This is a genomic window from Saccharibacter floricola DSM 15669 (genome assembly GCF_000378165.1).
GTDB lineage: Bacteria > Pseudomonadota > Alphaproteobacteria > Acetobacterales > Acetobacteraceae > Saccharibacter > Saccharibacter floricola.
In genome coordinates this window covers 79992-98899 of record NZ_KB899335.1, presented here as the reverse complement: position 1 = coordinate 98899, position 18908 = coordinate 79992, and the positions used below count along the sequence as shown (strand labels likewise).

At 50.7% G+C, this 18908-nt stretch carries 14 protein-coding genes; 8 read left to right on the top strand and 6 right to left on the bottom strand.

Features of this window, described 5'->3' with window-relative positions:
* The first annotated feature begins 14 nt into the window (after positions 1–14).
* Complete coding sequence (gene cysD, locus F457_RS0103730) at positions 15–809, top strand: sulfate adenylyltransferase subunit CysD (protein WP_026294163.1); 795 nt, start codon at positions 15–17, stop codon at positions 807–809.
* Between the two features lie 17 nt (positions 810–826).
* Positions 827–2695 carry an adenylyl-sulfate kinase gene (gene cysC, locus F457_RS0103725; RefSeq protein ID WP_018979794.1) on the top strand — a complete coding sequence of 623 codons (1869 nt, stop codon included), beginning with the start codon at positions 827–829 and terminating at the stop codon, positions 2693–2695.
* Between the two features lie 97 nt (positions 2696–2792).
* Here the strand turns inward: cysC and F457_RS0103720 are convergent, their stop codons facing one another.
* The 5 genes from F457_RS0103720 to F457_RS0103700 all read right to left on the bottom strand — a co-directional run bounded on the left by F457_RS0103720 (position 2793) and on the right by F457_RS0103700 (position 9982).
* Entirely contained in the window at positions 2793–5150 is a 2358-nt protein-coding gene (locus tag F457_RS0103720; RefSeq protein ID WP_018979793.1) for an SIR2 family protein, read from the bottom strand.
* A gap of 102 nt (positions 5151–5252) precedes the next feature.
* Positions 5253–6593, bottom strand: a complete 1341-nt coding sequence (locus F457_RS0103715) for a UDP-glucose dehydrogenase family protein (RefSeq protein ID WP_018979792.1) — start codon at positions 6591–6593, stop codon at positions 5253–5255.
* A gap of 117 nt (positions 6594–6710) precedes the next feature.
* Positions 6711–7367 carry a hypothetical protein gene (locus tag F457_RS0103710; RefSeq protein WP_156809338.1) on the bottom strand — a complete coding sequence of 219 codons (657 nt, stop codon included), beginning with the start codon at positions 7365–7367 and terminating at the stop codon, positions 6711–6713.
* A gap of 85 nt (positions 7368–7452) precedes the next feature.
* Positions 7453–8061, bottom strand: a complete 609-nt coding sequence (locus tag F457_RS13225; protein WP_018979790.1) for a hypothetical protein — start codon at positions 8059–8061, stop codon at positions 7453–7455.
* Positions 8062–8206: 145 nt separating this feature from the next.
* On the bottom strand, positions 8207–9982 hold the full coding sequence (locus tag F457_RS0103700) for a hypothetical protein (RefSeq protein ID WP_018979789.1): 1776 nt from the start codon (positions 9980–9982) through the stop codon (positions 8207–8209).
* 202 nt (positions 9983–10184) lie between these two features.
* Between F457_RS0103700 and pstS the strand changes: the two genes are divergently transcribed.
* Positions 10185–11192, top strand: a complete 1008-nt coding sequence (gene pstS / locus F457_RS0103695) for a phosphate ABC transporter substrate-binding protein PstS (protein WP_026294160.1) — start codon at positions 10185–10187, stop codon at positions 11190–11192.
* Here the strand turns inward: pstS and F457_RS0103690 are convergent.
* Positions 11149–11682: a DUF2721 domain-containing protein gene (locus F457_RS0103690; RefSeq protein ID WP_018979787.1), complete on the bottom strand. Its 534-nt coding sequence runs from the start codon at positions 11680–11682 to the stop codon at positions 11149–11151. The genes pstS and F457_RS0103690 overlap by 44 nt on opposite strands.
* A gap of 211 nt (positions 11683–11893) precedes the next feature.
* On the opposite strand from F457_RS0103690, the gene F457_RS0103685 reads away from it, so the two are divergent.
* The 5 genes from F457_RS0103685 (at position 11894) to F457_RS0103665 (ending at position 18874) form a co-directional block, all read left to right on the top strand.
* Complete coding sequence (locus tag F457_RS0103685) at positions 11894–12802, top strand: creatininase family protein (RefSeq protein WP_018979786.1); 909 nt, start codon at positions 11894–11896, stop codon at positions 12800–12802.
* Complete coding sequence (locus tag F457_RS0103680) at positions 12799–14004, top strand: YVTN family beta-propeller repeat protein (RefSeq protein ID WP_018979785.1); 1206 nt, start codon at positions 12799–12801, stop codon at positions 14002–14004. The genes F457_RS0103685 and F457_RS0103680 overlap by 4 nt, the downstream gene beginning before the upstream one ends.
* A gap of 135 nt (positions 14005–14139) precedes the next feature.
* Positions 14140–16272, top strand: a complete 2133-nt coding sequence (locus F457_RS0103675) for a protein-disulfide reductase DsbD family protein (protein WP_245539105.1) — start codon at positions 14140–14142, stop codon at positions 16270–16272.
* 20 nt (positions 16273–16292) lie between these two features.
* Entirely contained in the window at positions 16293–17249 is a 957-nt protein-coding gene (locus F457_RS0103670) for a glycosyltransferase family 4 protein (RefSeq protein ID WP_018979783.1), read from the top strand.
* Between the two features lie 140 nt (positions 17250–17389).
* Positions 17390–18874: an AMP-binding protein gene (locus tag F457_RS0103665; RefSeq protein WP_018979782.1), complete on the top strand. Its 1485-nt coding sequence runs from the start codon at positions 17390–17392 to the stop codon at positions 18872–18874.
* Positions 18875–18908: the final 34 nt, after the last annotated feature.

Below are 18908 nucleotides of genomic sequence, written 5' to 3'. Positions count from 1 at the left end.
AACAACCGCAAGCGATGGACGCTTTGGACCAGCTGGAGGCCCAGAGCATTTTCATCCTGCGTGAGGCTTACCGCACGCTCAAACCGATGGCCTTGCTATGGTCCCTTGGCAAAGACAGCAACGTTATGGTCTGGCTCGCGCGTAAAGCGTTTATGGGGCATGTGCCGTTTCCCGTGATGCATGTGGATACCGGGAAGAAATTTCCGGAAATGTATGCGTTTCGAGAGGAATACGTTAAAAAATGGAATCTTGATCTTTTGCTGGGGGACTGCCCCCCTGTGGAAGAGATGGATCCGTCCCTTCCCCCCGCTGCACGTTCTGCTGCGCGGAAAACGGCAGGGTTGGCGTCTTTGATTGAAAAAGAGAAGCTGCGTGGTGTTGTAGCGGGGATCCGCCGTGATGAGCAGGCAACCCGGGCGAAAGAGCGCGTGTTCAGCCCTCGTGGGGCTGGCCATCGTTGGGATGTGCGCAATCAACCACCTGAATTTTGGGATCAATACGCCAAACCTTATGAAGAGGGGATGCATGTGCGTGTTCATCCGCTTCTGTCATGGCGTGAAATTGATATTTGGCGTTACATTGAGCGAGAGAATATTCCGCTGGTGGATCTGTATTTCGCCAAGAACGGCAAACGCTACCGGTCATTGGGTGACCAAGACATTACAAGCCCGATTGAGAGCAATGCTTCAACCGTCGCAGAGGTGATTGAAGAGCTTGAACATAGTCGCACGTCAGAACGTGCAGGGCGTGCGATGGATCATGAATCTGAGGATGCTTTTGAGCGTCTTCGTGTGGCTGGTTATCTCTAAGGGTTGAGGCGTATTTTATGACAGATTTATCATCATCACCGCGTCGTCACGCGGTGAGCACACCGATTGTGATCGTGGGTCATGTGGATCACGGGAAATCAACCCTCATCGGCCGCCTTCTTTACGATACAGACAGCTTGCCCGATGGGCAGGTTGCACAGATCATTGAGGTGAGCCGGAAACGTGGTCTGGCGGTGGAGTGGAGCTTTTTGCTCGACTCTCTTCAGATTGAGCGTGACCAAGGGGTAACGGTTGATTCAACACGTATTCCTTTTCAACTCAATGACCGCGATTATGTGATTGTGGATGCACCCGGCCATCGCCAGTTTTTGCGCAACATGATTACGGGGGCGGCCGATGCAGAAGCCGCTGTCTTGGTGGTGGATGCGGGTGAAGGTGTGCGGGAGCAAACGCGTCGTCATGCCATGTTACTGCGCTTGATCGGCATTCGTCATGTCATCGTCTTGATGAACAAAGCGGACGCGGTTGATTTTGATCAGGAAAAACTGGCTCAGACCGAACGTGAGGTACGTGCGTTCCTTGGACAGCTCGAGATTCCGGTGACAGAGGTCATCCCGGCATCGGCACGCGATGGGGATAATATCGCGAACCGCTCAGAGCGGGCGGCGTGGTATCAGGGCCCCACCTTGTTGGAGGCACTGGCCGCTATTCCTGCTCCACCGTCACGCTGGGCGCTGCCGTTCCGTATGCCTGTGCAGGACGTGTATCGCTTTGACGGCGTGCGCTATGTCGCTGGGCGCATTGAACGTGGAACGGTGCGTGAAGGCGATCGGTTGGTGATTGGCAGCCAAGGCCAAGAAGCAACGGTTGCGGAAGTGTGTCGTTGGCATGCGCCTCATCGTGGCGTGGCGGGTTCTGGTGAATCTATCGCGTTGCGGTTAGAGCCCGATTTAGTGCCAGACCGTGGTGATCTGCTTTATCCTGCGCATGATGAGGCTGCGAAGCCGCTCTGTGCGCCCCGTCTGAAAACGCGTCTCTTCTGGCTGCGTGGTGAACCGCTACAGGTTGGTGAGAGCTTCCGTCTGCGTCTCGCAACAGCCGAGCATGATGTGACGGTTGCTTCTATTGATGCGGTGGTGGATCTGGATGATCTCAGCCTCCGTCCCGGTGAGGAAGTGCCCCCTGACGGATTTGCCGAAATCACGCTGGCGGCTTCTCATAATGTGCTGTTTGATGCGTTTGCTCCGGGCATGCCTGATGGGCGCGGTGTGTTGGTGGATCGTCATCAGCGTATTGTGGGGGGAGCCCCCTTGTTGGGCCCTGCTGAAACGGCTGAGGGACAGCATGCGATTCACCCCACGGCGAGCCGCGTGACCCCGCAAGAACGCTCAGCGTTGAAGGGCCATAAGAGCGGTGTGTTCTGGATGACGGGCCTGCCAGGGTCAGGCAAAAGCACACTCGCCCGTGGTGCAGAAGAACGCCTCGCTGCGGCCGGACGTGCGGTGACCGTCCTTGATGGCGATACGCTGCGCTCTGGTCTATGCTCTGACCTTGGCTTCTCGCCAGAGGATCGACGTGAAAACATTCGCCGCGCGGCTCATGTTGCGAAGATCTTGGCGGATGCAGGACAGATCGTGTTGGTCGCACTCGTTTCTCCCTTAGCGGAGGATCGTGCGATTGCTCAGCGGATTATTGGGGAAGGCTGGCACGAAGTCTTCGTTAACGCTCCGCAAGCCTTGTGTGAAAAGCGCGATCCGAAAGGTTTATACGCACAAGCGCGCGATGGCCGTATTTCAGACTTCACAGGTGTTTCCGCCCCTTACGAAGCCCCGCAAAAACCCGACATCGTGCTGCCTGCCGATGGTGATGAGCAGGCCTGCATTACTGAGTTCGTCACGGTGGTTAACCGCGCTGTGAGCCTGTAAGAAGGGCCAATAGAGGGAGGGGCTTTGGAAATAGCCTCTCCCTCTATTATGAATAGATAATAGTAAACTATAGGGATAAGTGTAGGCTAAGGCAGATTCAATGAGGTATTAGCTTATTTTTCTCCTTTTCTAGTCTGTTTACGATATTTCTTTCGTGTGGGGATAAGGTATCTGGATTGATAGTTTGTAATATTTTGATCACCTTGCCTGTGTATGCAATGATACGTATTGTTTGCGGTTTCGTTAAGAACTCCCCTCTCTTTTCTAAGAAATCAGGAATCTCATCTATAACGACTAAAGCATAGTGCCTGTGACTTTCGTCTTCTATCATATTAACAACGATATTCATATAATGTGTAATTCGGTCAAAATTATCAATACATCTATTGGTATTGTTTGACTCTTTCAAAAGAAATATACTTAGTGCTTGTGTGTCTAGTTGATATGACTTGAAGCCCTTTATGTTTTTTGCTCGAGCATATCCTGCCGTTAAGAAGTTTATTGATTCTTCTATTCGGTTGTTAATTTTCATAAATATTGCATACTGAAGCCAAAATAAAGGATCATCATTTACTTTACTGTTCTGTGATAGTATTTGGTAGTGTTTTTCTAGTGAAGGAATATAGTCTTCTTTGTGCTTAAATAGATGCTTGAAAGTAGAGAACTTCACCAATTCTCTAGAAAATTTTCTATAGTTATTTTTATGTTTTTTATTCGTAAGGCATATAATTATTTTTTGACAAATATTTAAAACATGATCAGTATCTAACATATGTTGAATAATGTATTCTGAAAGCATAGATGATCTCATATCTATTTTTTCTTCATTGAATTCTATAAGATCATTAATGGAGTGATTGTTTGGATCTTTTATGTCAAGAAATACGTCTTTTTTAAGGATATAATTTATTGTAGAGTCATCAACTGTAATTCCGGACCATTTTGCTAGAGAAAGAATTATAACTGTTTCTCGTAAAGTGGAAGATAAGCTGTCGCATATGTTTAATATTTTTTTTCTAATTTCTTTGTGTTCGTATAATTTAGTGACAATATCCCTTATGTCTCGGGATTTGTTCTTTATAGAGTGCTCAAGATTCTGCTTTTGAGCTCCGTTTTTATACAAGAGATTATAAAAATCATTTTTTTCTTCAGAAGATAGTGTATTTATATCTATTCTTTGAAGGGGAGACGGGAGCTTTTCTTTAATCTCGTGGAGCCTTACTTCTTGGAGACTTGTTCTCATCGTTACGATGAATTTAACATCAGGAGCTTCGCTTGATATTTTTTCTATATTATTAATAGCTTCATCATAATCGTCAAATATGACAATAACTTTGTTATATTTTTTTATAAGTTCTAATTCTTGAGAAAAACATCTGTTCCGCCCTTTCCAAAATAGGCAGTGATATGAAAAAGATTTCACCATATAGGTAAATATGTAAAGGAAAATTGTTTTCCCATTGCCAATTCTTGAATGGATAAGAATAGTTTTTTTATCGGAGAGATGTTTTATAACATCATCCACTTTTCTTTTTCGTATAATGACAAAGTCTTTTATATCTTTCAAACTAAAAAATCGTTCTTTATAGAATGTTCCGAAGCAAACAAGATTATTGATTTCTGTAGGGGTTGGAGTAGAATGGGATTTAGAATCAAGTCCTGGATGCAGGTAGCGGAAGGACGGTAATTTGTTTAAATCTTGAGGTTTTTCAGGTGTAGGAGCTTCTTTAATTTTTTTTGCAAAAACATCAAAATCAATTGGAAGAACTTCCCCATATTCTGCAGCTCTTTTTATGAAATGTTTGGGTGCATTTTTACCCGCTATAAAACATACCTTTTTGGTATCTTTTAAGCTTAAACTCAAGAGAGAGGATATGTGATGATCTCTTAAGCTATAGCCTAGAAAAAAGCAGGCATTAAAATTTCTTATATCGCTTTTAAACTCATCGAGCCATTGTATATGCTCACGGTTTATGCTATCATAAGAGCTATTGTTGAGTATAATTTTATCACTAAAATCCTCTTCATTTACTCTAGATATAGAGCCATGTAAATAAATAGAAAATGATTTAGGCAGCTTTTTAGGAACATCATCATAAAATGTAAAGCATTTAAATTCGGATCCTTTAATATTTTGGATAATATCATCATAGTTTGTCGTATAAATGCGACCCCATGGAAGTGATAATATAGCATGTTGGAAATTTGACGTTCTTGCCACAGTAAATGTTTTGTAGAGAACATCAAATATGCTTTCCTTTTTTTCGTCCATAAGCATATCAGATATTGATTTCAGATCGTAGCCATTCACATCTGCATTTAGTATATCTGATAGCTTTTTAAATAATTCCTGTCCATCAGGAAGGGTTTCATTTAAGATGTTAGTTGCGAACTTTGAAAAACCAGAGCCTAAAAACAAAACAGAATTTTTTGTATCAACATATCTAAGGGGCATACCTATTCTCCATAAAAAATCTATATATGTGTATAAATTTCATAAACCTATTTAAAAACCATTAAAGGTCAATGTTAAATAGGGAAAAATGACATTGTCATATTACGAAATCGTTTCATTTTTGCGTCCCAAACGGTGATAGGTAAAACCGGCCTCTTGCCATGCTGTGGGCTCCCAAATGCCGCGATAATCCAGCACGAGGCGTCCTTTCATCGTGCGGCTTAGCTGCTGAGGGGTAAGGTCTTTGAAGAGAGGCCATTCTGTTAAAATAAGCACAACATCCGCTCCTTCTGTCGCGTTCAGAGCGCTGTCTGCATACGGGATGTCTTGGGGAAGCAGCGGGCGGGCTTGGTCCATCCCCTGTGGGTCGAATAGTTGGAGGCGTGCCCCGGCTTCATGCAGTGCGGGTAAAATGCTTAAAGCCGGGGCGTCGCGCATATCATCGGTATGGGCTTTGAAGGTGAGGCCCAGAACGGCGATAATTTTCGTGTGAATGGGATGGTCGAGCAAGCTTAAAATACGGTCAGCAAGCCGTTGTTTACGCGCTTCATTGGCGGCGATCGTGATGTCAATCAACTGTGTTGGTGTGCCCGCTTTGCGGGCTGAGGTAGCCAGCGCGCGCGTATCTTTTGGAAAGCAGGAGCCACCATAGCCGGGGCCGGGCGTGAGGAAGTCGGGGCCAATGCGGGGGTCTTGCCCCATGCCGTGGGTGACTTCACGAATGTCGGCCCCTGTTGCTTCGCACAGATCAGCCATTTCATTGGCGAACGTGACTTTCATGGCTAAGAAGGCATTGGCGGCATATTTGGTCAGTTCGGCACTTTCCAACCCCATAAAGGTCAGACGGTTATGGGGGGTGGTGAGTGGATGATAAAGCTCTGTCAGTAACGCGCGGGCATGCGCCCCTTTGTCAGGGCTTTGTTGGTCGAGGCCAATGATAACGCGGTCGGGGCGCATGAAATCATCAATCGCGTTCCCTTCACGCAAGAACTCGGGATTAGAAGCGATATGAAAGGTAAGATCGGGGCGATTTTCGCGTAAAATACGGCTGACTTCACGTCCTGTTCCGACGGGCACGGTGGATTTGGTGACGACGAGTAAAGAATGCGAGGCCATTTTGGCGATGTCATGGGCGACGGCATAAACATAGCTCAAATCAGCATGGCCGCTCCCGCGTCGTGTCGGGGTGCCGACGGCGATAAAGACGGCTTCACACTCTGCTAACGCGGTTTCCATATCAGCACTAAAGCGTAGCGTGCCGCGTTTGGCTTCTTGAGTGAAAAGAGCATCTAGCCCGGGTTCATAAATGGGCACATGGCCGCTTTGCAGCTGCGCAAAACGGGTAGGGTCGCGGTCAACAATCGTGACAGACGCCCCAAAGGTTGCCAGGCAGGCTCCAGAGACGAGGCCAACATAGCCTCCGCCAATGATGGCAATCTTCATGATGTCCCTCCACGGTGATGCATGATCCTCTCTAACGAGCAGAGTGGACGCTGCAAAGGGGTAAAACGGAGGTGTTCAAACGGTTCTATGGGTGAGGCCGCGAGGAAGGAAGGACTCTTACGGGATGCCAAGGAGCATGAGTGTCTGATGATCAAGATGTTTCTTCACAACAGCATCAAGGGCTGCTTCAGCGCGTGTGAAATGACCGATATCGGCACTGGCATCAAGTTGGAAATAATAAGGAGTTTCACCAATTGTAAATTCCCGTGGGCGGGCAGTGAGGGCGTACAGTTCTACTGTTGTCGGGAGTGGAGAAGCAGTGGATACGCCTTTCTGGGGGTGGCGTGTAGCTCTGAGGAGAAAGAGCGTCGTATGGTTGTTATCGTGTGTCTGTCGACGGGCGAAAAGAATCGTTGAGAGAGAGTTTTCTCCTACATGTTGCGGGTCAGTTGCCATCGTGTCTTGGTCAGCAATTTGAACGAGGCCAGCTGGATTAAAGTCATTACCGTATGGTGAATCGCCGATTGTAACGAAATAGAGGTAATATCCTTGGTTTTTCCCTGTTCTACGCCATGTGCGTGTGATCGTTCCGTCACGTTCATCAGTCGTCATATCAGGAACATCTGCGCTGTTATGATCAAACGGGATGAGGTCAAATGTACTGGGCTGTGAAGCCGCCACGGTGTTTTCAGCGTGTGCATAGGACGTCCCTAAAATGAGGATGGTCAGGAATGCAACAGCGTATGGGACGGAACGTATGGGCGTGTTCTTCATAAACGTGATGCCTGTGCTTTTGTTTGAAACGAGAGAGGTGAGTGTGTCTTTCATAGTGATAAGCATAGGGAGACCGTTTGGGAGGTTAATGCGCTAATTGGCTTAACCCAACGACGTCACTCAGAACTTCTTCAGTGTTTGAACTGTTTCCAACATTGATGCTCTCTTGAAGGACAAAACGATCCAGCGTTGCGTGCCCAGCTTTCTCGGGGGAGCTATGGATGAGCCGGTAAATGCGGACAGTGGTTGGGCTGGGATCGGGGACGGACTCCAAAAGAGGACGTTTGGCGGTAATGAGGTAGAGATGGGAGGTCGTGTCTCCTTGCTTTGTTCCTCTCGCAAAGACCGCTGAAGAGAGAGCATCTTGTCCTGTATGGGGGTGGGTCGTGAGTTTGTCTTTCCCGTCAATCTCGACAAGAGAGGTTGGGCTGATAGATGCGTCTGTTTTGTCGGAGTCAGCCATGACCATATAGACATGGTATCCCCATGCATTGCCGTTTTCGCGCCATGTATGGAAGATGGTTCCTGCGCGACCGTCATCGGTCATGTGGGGGATAGAGGTGGTCTCTCCCGTTAGAAAAATTTCTTCAAAAAGAATCGAATGGAAATAAGCCGTGACTGTTTGTGCGTGTGATTGAGGGGAGAGGCTTATGAGAAGCGCACAAAGGGAAACAATAAGAGAGGGGCGTTTCATCAAAGCTTATCCGAATAGATGGTTATAACGGTATAATAATGTTTCAGTTTTATTACATTCTATAGAGATCTATTTGAAGCATAGATTTACGAAAAGGGCCATAGCGGGGTGCGCTATGGCCCTGTCAGAAGGATGAGTAAAGGGCTTAGTTAAACGGCATATAGCGGAGTGACATCAGCACCATATCAGCATCGGTATGGGGTTTTCCGCCAATACCAGAGAACGCTTGTATGTAGGTATGGGCATATTGTCCGCCAACGCGGAGCGTGCCGTAATCGCCTTTGGCGGCGGTGTACCAAAAGCCGCCTGTGGCTTGAGCAACCGTGCGGACATTACCCGACGCCCCGCAGGCAGAAGACGTTTCCGTATAACATCCGCTCATAACGGTGTTTCGACTGCCATAGCCGTAGGGGGAGCCGCCTTCGTCAAAGCCGCGACGGCTCATGACGGTTTCAGCGCCGCCATAGGCATAAAGGCGTAGAGAGGCCATGGGGTCTCCATAAAAACCAACCAGCACATTGGCTTCGGGCAGCGGGGTAACGGCGGCGTTTCGGTTATAGGTATAGTCAGGCAGGTTCGAGGTGCCATAACGGCCAAGCCCTGTGCCCACTAAGCCGGATGCTTGGAAGTAGAATTTTTTGTCGATAAGGGGCAGTACCATACCGCCACCACCACCACCGGCGATCGTGGTGTGGTTATGGCCCTCTCCGGTAGTGCTGGTGCGGTTGCGGAAGAAGCGCATAATCCCGGTGAGCTCATAATGCCCCCAGCCTGGATCTGCCGCAATTTTGGCAACGAGGTCGGGGGCGGGGTCTGTCGCGTAATAGGTGTCAGGATTGTTTACATTCGTGCCAGAAACACGGTCAGTGTTGGTCTGTCCTGGGCGCAGATAGGCTTTCCCCCCCGGCACACCGCTGGGGTTTTCGATCGAAAGACCAGCGGCGTAACGCTCTTGTGCGCCAAAGGTTTTCACTAAGCGGATCTGGCTGTTGCGCGTCCAGTTAAAGCCGGGAACATATTGGGCTTCAATGACCAGAGGCACTTGTTCATCACGGGCGAACATGCCTTTGTTGAACATGGTGAGAAGTGACCAGTTTTGTCCGCCTAAGAGATAGAGCCCATCAGCTTTGTCTTTGAGTTCACCATAGACGTTGCGGGTGCGCAAAACATAGGAGTTGGATTGGCGTGAGTTGGACGCAGACCCAGCTCCTTGGAAGTCGGTCTCCACGTATGCATCGGCTTCAATATTTTTGGTGAGCATGCCTTCAACCAAAGCGGATAGGCGGCTTTGGCGCTCTGTCTGGCGAAATTCGCTCATATGATGGAGGGCATTATTCCCCCAAGGAATGGCATTATAGCCTGTGGAAATGTCCGATCCCGTATAGCGGGAGCGCCAAATAGTCGCCGCTTCGAGATAGCCACCGAGCGTTAGGCGAATACCACCGATTTGGAGCTGCCCCCGGCGGAGTGGGCTGAAGAGGTCGGGATGGGCAGGAGGTGTGGCTGTAAGCTCTCCGTAAGGCGTGCTTGCTGTGCGTGGTGGGGAGAGAAGAGCGCTATCAATGCCGAAACTATCAACCGAGTTTGATGATCCCGACGTTGGGCTTGCAAGTATGGATGGTGTTGAAAGAGAGCTACGTGTCAGGCGAGCGCGAGGGGCGTAAGGGTCTGCCTCGATCAGTTCACGTTGGGCGCGGAGTTCCGCGCGGATACGTTTATTTTCTGCAGCTTGGTGCTGTTTCATTGTGGCCAGCTGAGCCTGCATGGCATGGATTTGTTTTTCCATGATGCTGATGGCATCAGCGGAGCCAGCCGCATGGGCGTGACGGGGTATGAGAGGGGGGATAAGAGCTGCTAGTGCGGTAATCGCAACAAGCAGAGAGGGGAAACGAGCGGTCCTGAAGCGGGGCAAAGGTGTCATCTTGGGCGCCTGCCGTTGAGTGAAAGGACACGATTTTTCTATTTCAATATCGTAAAAAATACAGCATCGAATTGTTTGTTTTGATTGTTTTAAAGCAGTAGTGAGACTATAAAGCCACACAGGACTACTCCAAAAAGAGGAGCTCTTTATGGGCTGCAATCACGCCGTCTTGTCCAACTGTTTTCGTGGAGCTTGGGCGCTTATGTCTGTGGCTCTCGTGACGCCGTTTTCTGCTCATGCAGCGTCGCAGGCTGTGACGATTACAGGGGCAGGTTCTAGCTTTGCCGCTCCTGTGTATCAAAGTTGGAGTATGCCTGTTGCGACACAAACAGGTATTAGTGTGAATTATCAAAGTATTGGTTCTAGCGCTGGGCAAGACCAAGTGTCAGATCGGACGGTTGATTTTGGCGCTTCTGATAAGCCGATGGCGGCTGATAAGCTGGCGAAGAACCATCTCTACCAGTTCCCCTCTGTGATGAGCGGGGTTGTGGTCGTCGTTAACCTGCCAGATGTTCCTGAAGGAAAGCTGCACCTAGATGGCCCAACATTGGCGATGCTGTATGATGGCACGATCACGGAATGGAATGATCCTCGTATTCAAGCATTGAACCCTGGGGTCACGTTGCCTGATGATGATGTCGTGGCCATTCATCGCGCGGATGGATCGGGCACGAGCTATGTCTTTACGTCTTATCTATCGTGTGTTTCTCCATCATGGAACGATCAGATCGGGGCTGGCACGTTGGTGGATTGGAAAGGCGGTGCAGGAGGCCGTGGCAATGATGGCGTTGCCGCTCTTGTGAAGCAGACACCCGGTAGTTTGGGATATGTTGAATATTCCTATGCGTCGCAGAACCATCTGAACATTGCCCAACTTAAGAACCATGATGGCAACTTTGTTTCTCCATCCTTGGAAGGTTTTGCGGCAGCATCCAAGGCGGCTGATTGGCAGGAGAAAAACCATTATGCTGTCAGCTTGTTGGATCAAGCCGGGGCAGGAAGCTGGCCCATTGTGTCCCCAACCTATGTCTTAGTTCCTGAGGAAGCCGTGTCACACCCTGAGGGGAAGGGTGTGCATGACTTCTTTGCTTGGGGTTTTGACCATGGTGAGGAGGTCAATCACACGCTTGGTTATGTTGGCCTACCTCGCACGGTGCAAGAAAGCATTATGAAGAGCTGGCCTTCGTCGGAGACGTCTCCTTCTCATTAAGCAGTGAGGCTTTGCCCTCCCGTCTCATGCCGTGCCAGCTTAGCAGTGTATCGGCAAAGAAGGCGGTGAGGGCGGCCACTGTGCAGGCTAATGCGATGCCAAATAGGCTGAGAAGCCATGTGGATGTGGCGCTATCACGCAAGGAGCCAATAAAGAGTACAAGAGCGGCTCCGCATGTCGCTGCTCCGCCCATCGCGTTTAAGATAATGGCCAAATCTAAGACAAAGATACGTCGTCTGAGGCGGATTTGATGCACACGGAGGCGATGCGGTGATTCACAGAGGTTCCCGTTATCGCCTTGATCATCGCTTGGTGTGTTCAGGCGCTTTGTGACGTCTTCCAGATGGTCGGACACTCGGGCAAGGCGTGTGTTAAACACATTAATGAGCGATCCAATCCCAGAAAGCATAAAGACCGGTGTCAGAGCGATCTGGATCAGATGCGCAGCGCTATCAATGGTTTCAGTCTCTGGTGTGAAGGGTAAACTCATAGACACGCGCCTCATTCATGGTGAGAAAGTCTCTTTCTGAGGGAGGATCGCGGCTTCTTCAAGGGGAGGGGCATGACATCGTTGACTGTGAGACGTGTTCGGTGGGGAATTAAGACTATTCTAAGAAACATTTAGAAAATGGGGGAAGACTTTCACACCATTTCTAGAATACCATGCGCGCGTAACGATAGAGACGGACATAAGACGCGTTATGCAGGCCAGCGATACAGGGCGGGACGTAAAGAGAGCGCAGGCAGATAGTATTATTCTGCTGAGTGCTTTTCTGGTCATGATCATAATGCTTGGTGGGGGGGCGCGTAGTCTGGCGGCAGAACGCTCTTTTGCTCCACTGTCCCCACAGCCAACATGCTCCGCATTGGCAGGTGAGGTAGAGCTTGCGTGCCAAAGTTGGACGGAGATCGCAGCCGCACAAAAAGCAGGGACGCGTACGGCTATTATCCCCATAGGGGGGACAGAGCAAAGCGGGCCTTATATCGCTGTTGGAAAGCATAATGTGCGCGCTCAACTGTTAGCTGATCTTATCGCACATCAGTTAGGCCATACCATTGTTGCGCCCGTGATGGCGTATGTGCCGGAGGGAAGCACGACGCCGCGCCGCTCTCATATGCGCTTCCCCGGCACGCTGTCACTTCCGCCCGATATTTTTGAGGCTGTGGTGCGTGGTGCGGCGGAGAGCTTGCGTGTGCAGGGCTTCCAGACGATTGTTTTATTGGGCGATCATGGCGGGTATCAGCGCGCTCTCGCTCATGTGGCGGCAACGCTCAATGCAGCATGGAAGCACCAAGGGGCACAGGTTTTATTTGTGCATAACTATTATCAGGTTATTCCCACCCGTTATGCAGAGCTTTTGCGTAAGCGCGGTTATGGGAATGCTGTTGGGCAACATGCAGAGCTGAGCGATACGTCGCTCATGCTCGCGGTTGACCCCTCCCTTGTGCGGCAAGAGGCGTTACGCCACGCTGCACAACCACATTCTGCCGATGGGGTTTATGGTGGCGACCCACGGCAGGCAACGGCTGAGCTGGGTCGGCTTGGGACTGATCTGCAAGTGCAGGCCGCTGTTGAGGCCATCTCTTCATTTAACAGGAGTCATCTATGAGGCTGAAAACGTCTCTTCTTGCAGCCTGCGCGCTGTTTGGCGTGGGGCATGCTCAAGCACAACAAAGCACGGCTCCCACCGTGGCAGGTCAGGCGCCTGCCACCGCACAACCGGCCGCGACGACTGTGCAGACAATTCCCGGAATGCCCCCGGTGGTTGATCCAGCTAATATTTATAGTGAAGCCAGCGGGCCTGACAAAATGTCTCCGGCGGTTGCTGGACAGCTTAACCGTGTTTATGTGCCTAATTTACGCGGCAATAGTGTTTCAGTCATCGACCCAAGCACATTTAAGGTGGTGGATACGTTCCCTGTTGGGCGTTCCCCACAGCATGTTGTGCCGTCATGGGACTTGAAGACGCTGTGGACAACCAATAATAGCGAAGAGCGCACGGATGGGTCGCTTACGCCGATTGACCCGATGACGGGCAAGCCGGGGAAGGCGGTTCCCGTGGATGACCCCTACAATATGTATTTCACCCCCGATGGGCAGAATGCCATTGTGGTGGCAGAAGCTCATCATCGGCTTGATTTTCGCGACCCACATACAATGGCGCTCAAAGGTTCTGTGGAAGCGCCACGTTGTGCAGGGATCAACCATGCAGCCTTTTCTGCAGATGGGCGTTATGCGCTCTTTACCTGTGAGTTTGGTCGGTATCTCGCCAAGGTTGACACGGTTAATCGTCAGCTTTTAGGGATGTTGAAGCTCTCTAAAGGGGGGATGCCACAAGATGTGCTCGCAGCTCCTGATGGGCATAAATTCTATGTTGCTGATATGCATGCTGATGGTGTGTTTATCATTGACGGAGACCAGTTTAAGGAAACAGGCTTTATCCCAACGGGGCTTGGGACACATGGGCTTTATCCAAGCCGTGATGCGAAGCTGCTTTATGTCGCCAATCGTGGCTCTCACATGATTCATGGCCCACGTCATAGCAAAGGCAGCGTAGCTGTTGTGGATTTTGCGACGGATAAAGTCCTCAAAACATGGCCGATCCCCGGTGGTGGAAGCCCAGATATGGGCAATGTCAGTGCGGATGGGTCTATGCTGTGGCTTTCTGGGCGTTTTGATGACGAAGTGTACGCGATCAATACGCAAACAGGGGCGGTTAAGAAAATTCGTGTTGGGTATGAGCCCCATGGTCTGACAGTTTGGCCACAACCGGGCCGGTATAGCATTGGTCATACGGGGATTATGCATTAATCTTTCTGTCAGTTTTGTCATGCGTTTTGGAATGCCCGTTCATCATTTTGATGAGCGGGCATTTTTGTCTGTGATAAAGTTTTGTATGCTGTTTTTTGACATAATATTAAGCGACAGAATGGAATCTTTATGAGGATGCCGCGTTTTATCATCGTAATGATGGCACTAGTGGCCATTGTACTAGGGGGTGAGTATGGTAACGCGGCAGAAAGTACCGCTCATATCACCGCTCATAGTCGCGCGAGTTTAATCACAGATCATAACACAATCGGCCCTGATGGGACGATCAAGGTTGGGCTTCGTCTTCAACTACAGCCGGGCTGGCATACCTACTGGGTTAACCCCGGAGATGCGGGCGATGCGCCGCATATGAGTGTTGAGGCGAGTGGGGGCGCCCGAGGGGAAAGCCATCTTTTTCAATGGCCGGTGCCAGAGCGGATTAATGAAGGCGGCTTGATGGCCTATGCCTATACAGGTTCCGTGTTGCTGTCTCAGACGCTTCATGTGGTTGGCTCGTCCGGGTCTTCTGTCACCCTAAAGGCAACGGCGGACTGGTTGGTGTGCGCGGATGTCTGTGTGCCAGAAAACGGGGAGTTTACTCTCACTCTTCCGCGCAGTGCCTCAGCTTCTAGTGAGGAAAGCGCAGAAGCGTCGCTCTTTCATGCGGCTGAAGCGGCTTTACCTCAAACGTCTCCTTTCCAGACGACGCTCCTTCCTGATGGGGTTCTCCAGATGGAAGGCGCTGGGCTTTCTCCAGAGATGGTCAAAGATGCGTGGTTTCTGCCTCTTCAAGGGGGGATGATCCGTCAAACGGCTCCGCAAAAGCTGACCGTCACAAAGGGCCGTGTGTCGTTGAGCTTGTTGCCGGACGCCAGTCAGCATGCCCCATTATGGCAAGTGCCGCTTTCAGGCGTGGTGGTGTTGGAGGATAAAGCGGGGGAGCGCTCTGCTATGCAGGTGTTTGCCCAGCCTGTCACGCCTGTTGCGTCTCCAATGCCGCCGCCGTTCACGGCACCGGGGATTGCAAAAGTGCTGCTTTTTGCTCTTTTGGGAGGGGTGATCTTAAATTTGATGCCCTGCGTGTTCCCGGTATTAGCGATGAAAGCGCTCTCTTTAGCGCGTATGGGCGGGGCTGGACGGCGTGAGCAAGTCGAGAGTGCGGCTTTCTATGCCTGTGGTGTGGTGGTGAGCTTTGGTGCTCTTGGTGCTGTCATGATCGCGTTGCGTTCTGTGGGGTCGGTGGCTGGATGGGGCTTTCAGTTTCAGTCATCTGGTTTTGTCGTGGCGGTCTGTTGGCTTCTTTTCATTCTTGCGCTCAATTTGCTGGGCGTCTTCCAAGTAACGACAGGGAAATTAGCAGGAACATTAGACCAGATGGGCCGCACACAAGGGCGCAGTGGTGATGTTCTCACGGGGTTCTTAGCTGTTTTGGTCGCGACACCTTGCACAGCTCCTTTTATGGGGGTGGCTATTGCTGGGGCGCTTGCAGGGCCTGTGCTGCTTGGTATGGCTGTGTTTCTTGCTATGGGGCTTGGCTTGGCGGCTCCTTATGTGCTGATCGCAACGGTGCCGGGGCTGGCATCACGCTTGCCACGGCCGGGGGCTTGGATGGAAGTGCTCAAACAGTTCCTTGCGTTCCCCCTCTTAGCAAGCTGCGTGTGGTTGCTGTGGGTGGTGAGTGTCCAGCATGGTTCGAGCTTTGTGCTCGTGACAGCCGGAGGAGCGGTGCTTCTGGCGTTGGGCTGTTGGCTTTACGGGCTTGGGCAGCGTCGTGCCATGCGCGAGGGTGGCGCGTTTGAGACGAGTATGGCGTATGGTTTGGCCGTGCTGTGTGGCATATTAAGCTGCGTCGGGCTGGGCATGGCGCTGTCATCTGACCAGACGGCGCCCTCATCGGAGATGGCCCGGAAGCAGAGTGGTGCTGTAGAGCCTTTTTCAGAAAGCCGGCTCGCGGCCTTACGTGCTGAAGGCACACCTGTTTTTGTGGATATGACGGCATCGTGGTGCATTACCTGTATGGTGAATGAGCGCGTTGCTCTTGAGGCGCCGTCTGTGCGGGCTTTGTTTGATCAGCACCATATTGTGACATTGCGTGGGGACTGGACCAATCGTGATGAGGCCATTTCGGTTTATCTGAAAAAACATGGGCGCGACGGCGTGCCGTTTTATCTTTATTACCCGCCGCACCAGGACGGTACGACATTACCTCAAATCTTAACGCCCCATGGGGTGATCGACATGATTACGCATTCTGTCGATCATTCGTAGAGACTATAAGGGAATGTTCAATGGGACGGATTGTCTTTCTTAATTGCTTTCCGAAAGATCAGTTTTCAGGAGGGATTAAAACAACTTATCACCATGCGGTATGTCTGAAAGCGCAGGGGTTTGACGTGCATGTCTTACAGCCTGAAGGGCCGCCTGTGCGCCTCAAAGATACACGTGCTCAAGAACTTGTTTGTCAGGATGTCGCGTTGGATCGCGGTGATGTTGCTGTTTTCCCGGAAACATTGAGTGGATGGTTTGGGGAGGTGATCCGCGCGCCTTTGCCGGCGAAGAAGGTTATTTTTTGCCAAAATCCCTATTACTTCTTTTGGTATTGTCATTCTAAAGAAGAGCTTGAGCAATGGGGTGTTGAGCGCATCATTGTCCCAAGCCAATGGGCGAAACGGACTGTGCAGTCCGTTTTGGGCGTTGAAGATGTGGAGGTTGTCCAGCCCTCTATTGATCCAGAGCTTTTCGTGGCACGCGATAAAGAGCCGCGTATCGTTTCAGCAGGATGGAAATGGGATGGAGAGAACCATCTGCCACCTTATGACCGGCTTATTCGTAAGATGTTGCGGCGGAAATATCCTGCTCTCACATCTGTTCCTTGGTCAGCATTAGGGGAGGTGTCAGAGCAGGTCGTGGCGGACACGATGGGACAAGCGACCGTTTGTCTCTCTTTGGGGCGCTTGGAGGCCCTGGGCATGACAGCCCTAGAGGCGATGGCGGCAGAATGTTGCGTCGTAGGCTTTCATGGGAGTGGTGGGGAAGACTATGCAACGGCTCAAAATGGGTTTTGGCATTCTCCAGAAGACCTTGAGGGGGTAGTTGATTCACTAGCCTTGGCCCTTGAGATGACTGAAAACGGGGGGATAGTGTGGCAAAAAATGCGACAGCATGGTGTGGCTACAGCACGCCGTTATCATCCAGACGTGACAGAAAAATCTCTCTATAAAGTCTATAGCGCTCTCTTTTCTTGAAGAAAGTTGATAGACTTCCTTAATGAGAAGAAGGACTTACGCGAAAGCAGGGGACGAGATGTGCGAGATAAAGGGCCGATAGGGTGGTTTTATCAGTGCATTTAATGTTTAGAGAAACAGTTATTATGTGAGGAGAAGGCGTGCTCGATCGTTTCGTGCTCCATAACGCGCGTCGTTGTGGGGATGTCGTGGCATTAGGTGGACTTGTCCGCCAGTGTCGGTTTGACCAGCTTGAAGCGTCGGTTAGTCGTTTAGCACGTGCTTTAGAGGGGTTGCGGGAGCTCGCGCCGCGGTTGGTTGCGGTGCAATGTGTCGATAGTTGGCGCCATTGGATGCTCCTTCTTGTGCTGAGTCGTCTTGGTGTGGCGTCTGTTTCTCTTCCCGATGCTGATGTACCTCAGGAAATGCTGGCTGTTTTGTCGCCTGACCTGATTATTCTTCATAATGGGGATCTTCCCGCTCAAGAAGGGCGTCTCTCTCTTGATGATGGTTGGTTTCGTGCTGTGCTTGATGGCGTGGACGATGACCATTCTGAGGATTATTACCCGCCTGTCCCTGTGGCGTCGGATGCGCTATGCCGCGTTGCCGTCGCGATGGGAACAGATCGTGATATGCATGTTCTCGGCTTTAGTTACGCTGATGTTGAGGCCTCTTTGTTGCGGCTGGTTTATCAGGACATGGGCGAGGCCTTGGCTCTTATGGCCTCTGATGGGCAAAAGCCACATTTGCTGTGCACCATTAGCCCTGTGTCGATGAGTGGCTTTCTCATGGTGGGGGCGGCGCTGGTGGCGGGCACGACGGTGCGTATCGCGAGTGAGCAAACTATGGGGGCAGAAGTTGCACAGGGACATGCGTTGTTTGTCGTACTGACCCCTGTGCATTTAGAGTATTTATTACGGTCTTTACCGCCGGGGATGAAGCGCGTTTCCCACCTACATTTAACCGTCGTGGGGGCGGCCTTGTCACCGTTGTTGTTGGAGCGCACACAAAGTCGTCTTACTCCTCATGTCTCTGTAGCGTATGGGATTGATGAGTGTGGTGTGCTCTCTAGTATAGATGCCGCTAAGCGAGAGGGCCCTCAAAGTGTTGGGCGTGTGCTTCCTTGGGCCGGGGTGCAAATTGTTGACGCGGAGGAAAACCCTCTACCCGAAGGGGAGAAAGGGGTGATCCGTGTGCGTGCGACAGGGGCCGTTACGCAGTATCTGAATGAGCCGGATGTGACGCAAAAGCGTTTTCGTGACGGATGGTTTTATCCGGGCGATCGCGGATTTATTTCAGCGATTGGGGAGCTTCATCTCTGTGGTCGGGTGGATGACCTTGTCGCTATTGGTGGTGGGAAGTTTGACCTTCATCTTATTGATCAGATGGTCAAAGAAGAAAGCGTTGTGCAAGATGCAGCGTCTTTTGTGCGGTGGGGTAAGGACGGACAGCAGGCGCTTTATTGCGCACTTATCACGACCGGAGAGCTTGATGGAGAGGCATTGTCAAAGCGGTTGCGTCAACGCTATAGCGCTCTTCCTCCCGTTACGGTCATTTGGGTGAGGGAGTTGCCTTATACGGAAGCCGGGCAAGTGGATCGGGAGAGGCTCGCACAGTCGCTTTCCGTTCATTTAGAACGCCAATGAATGAACTTAGACACGTTGCTAAAGCCACGCACTT

Bases quoted from the DNA above. Each gene is read 5' to 3' on its own strand.
- cysD (WP_026294163.1), top strand. From the start codon at position 15: ATGGACGCTTTGGACCAGCTGGAGGCCCAGAGCATTTTCATCCTGCGT.
- cysC (WP_018979794.1), top strand. From the start codon at position 827: ATGACAGATTTATCATCATCACCGCGTCGTCACGCGGTGAGCACACCG.
- F457_RS0103720 (WP_018979793.1), bottom strand. From the start codon at position 5,150: ATGCCCCTTAGATATGTTGATACAAAAAATTCTGTTTTGTTTTTAGGC.
- F457_RS0103715 (WP_018979792.1), bottom strand. From the start codon at position 6,593: ATGAAGATTGCCATCATTGGCGGAGGCTATGTTGGCCTCGTCTCTGGA.
- F457_RS0103710 (WP_156809338.1), bottom strand. From the start codon at position 7,367: ATGAAGAACACGCCCATACGTTCCGTCCCATACGCTGTTGCATTCCTG.
- F457_RS13225 (WP_018979790.1), bottom strand. From the start codon at position 8,061: ATGAAACGCCCCTCTCTTATTGTTTCCCTTTGTGCGCTTCTCATAAGC.
- F457_RS0103700 (WP_018979789.1), bottom strand. From the start codon at position 9,982: ATGACACCTTTGCCCCGCTTCAGGACCGCTCGTTTCCCCTCTCTGCTT.
- pstS (WP_026294160.1), top strand. From the start codon at position 10,185: ATGTCTGTGGCTCTCGTGACGCCGTTTTCTGCTCATGCAGCGTCGCAG.
- F457_RS0103690 (WP_018979787.1), bottom strand. From the start codon at position 11,682: ATGAGTTTACCCTTCACACCAGAGACTGAAACCATTGATAGCGCTGCG.
- F457_RS0103685 (WP_018979786.1), top strand. From the start codon at position 11,894: ATGCAGGCCAGCGATACAGGGCGGGACGTAAAGAGAGCGCAGGCAGAT.
- F457_RS0103680 (WP_018979785.1), top strand. From the start codon at position 12,799: ATGAGGCTGAAAACGTCTCTTCTTGCAGCCTGCGCGCTGTTTGGCGTG.
- F457_RS0103675 (WP_245539105.1), top strand. From the start codon at position 14,140: ATGCCGCGTTTTATCATCGTAATGATGGCACTAGTGGCCATTGTACTA.
- F457_RS0103670 (WP_018979783.1), top strand. From the start codon at position 16,293: ATGGGACGGATTGTCTTTCTTAATTGCTTTCCGAAAGATCAGTTTTCA.